Genomic DNA, 1,480 nt, shown 5'->3' with positions numbered 1-1,480 from the left:
GCCTCGCCCTGCGCGCGTTGGGCCGCGCCGAGCACCCCGGCCCCGGCTGGCGGCGACTGCGCTGGGCGGAACTCGCCCGGCGGACCGGCGACCCCGTCGTACTGAGTGGCCGGGGTCGCTGGACGGAAGCAGTAGCGCACGAAGCCCAGCGGTCATCTCGATTGCTCTGGACATGAGACGGCGCCCCGCCCCGGCCTTCCGGAGCGGGGCGCAGCTGCGTGTTCAGCGGCAGGGGTGAGCACTTCACCGATGACGGGGCCCGGACCGAGTCGCGTCCGGCCTGCACCGAGGAGGCGGTCGGGGTGAAGCCGTGTCCGTCACGTATCAGCGCCCACGTCGACGACGGCCTCACGTTCGGCAGGCAGTCCGGCGTCCGCATCCGGTCCGCCGACGTCTGTGCGGTCTTCGGCACTCGCTGGTGCCGCTGACGGCACCGAAAGCCCCGAGGGGGAGACCCCCTGGTTCGACCGGCCGGCGCGCCGCTCACGTCCACGGGCGGGCGGACGTGGGCGACGCACCGTCTGCTGAGCGGTCCGTCAGCAGGCTCGCTGGTACGTGGCGAAGACGATCTGGTCGAGCGCGAGGATCTCGGTGACGCCCGGGGCCATGCACATGCCGGTGTCCGGGACGGAGCGGTAACCCACGACGATGTAGGCGCTGGTGGTGCCGCAGTTGTTCCAGTAGGAGTGGCCGGCGGCTTCGTAGTAGCCGCACGGGGTGGTGGCCTGGGTCGCGGCCGATGACGGCGTCGCCGAGGTGAGGAGCAGGAAAGTCGATACGGCCGCCGTGACGGCGACGAGGAAATGCCGCTTGTATCTGGTCATGCGGTCCAGAATTCCGCGCGGCGCTATGCCGCCCCTATACACCCCGCATTCACTCCGCCTTTCCCCTGGCCAGGGGAAAGGCGGAGTGGAAAATGGGGGTCAGAAAACGGGCTGGGGAATCGCGGAGGTGATCCAGGCGGTGAGGGCCTGGGCGACGGGGCTGGCCGCGGCGACAGGGTTGAAGGCGGGGACGGGCTTGACCGCGGGGACGGGCTTGGCCACGGGAACGGGGATGACCGCGGGGACGGGGTCGAGGTGGACGATCTGTCCGGCGTAGGTGAGGCCGGCTCCGAAGCCGAAGAGCAGGACGTCGCCGCCGGTGTCGATGTCGCCGCGGTTGATCATGCGGGACAGGGCGATCGGGACGGTCGCGGCCATGGTGTTCCCGGTGGTCGCCACGTCGGTGGCGACGGGCACGCCGGACAGGTCGAGGTGGTTGGCCAGGGCCCGGATGATGCGCAGGTTGGCCTGGTGGGGCACGAAGCCGGCCAGGTCGGCGGGCCGGATGCCGGCGTCCGCGCAGATCCGGGCGGCGATGGGGCCCAGGCTCGTCGCCCAGCGGTAGACGGCGCGGCCGTCCTGGCGCAGGACGCGGGTGTCGGGGTCGATGACGATCCGGTCGGCGTGCTCGCCGACGCTGCCCCACACCACCGGGC

General features: G+C 71.9%; 2 protein-coding genes. Both read right to left on the bottom strand.

What is annotated here, in order from left to right:
* Positions 1-536 precede the first annotated feature (536 nt).
* A complete protein-coding gene (locus ACFU6K_RS38860) occupies positions 537-824 on the bottom strand; it encodes a DUF6355 family natural product biosynthesis protein (protein WP_380671363.1) in 288 nt (95 codons plus the stop codon).
* Positions 825-923: 99 nt separating this feature from the next.
* Positions 924-1,480, bottom strand: a 557-nt coding sequence (locus ACFU6K_RS38855) for a 3-oxoacyl-[acyl-carrier-protein] synthase III C-terminal domain-containing protein (RefSeq protein WP_380671361.1), incomplete at its 5' end; no start/stop codon positions are given.

The organism is Kitasatospora sp. NPDC057512 (genome assembly GCF_042802135.1).
Taxonomy (GTDB): Bacteria; Actinomycetota; Actinomycetes; order Streptomycetales; family Streptomycetaceae; genus Kitasatospora.
Note: the sequence above shows the minus strand (reverse complement) of the source record. Positions and strands in the feature narration are given on the sequence as shown.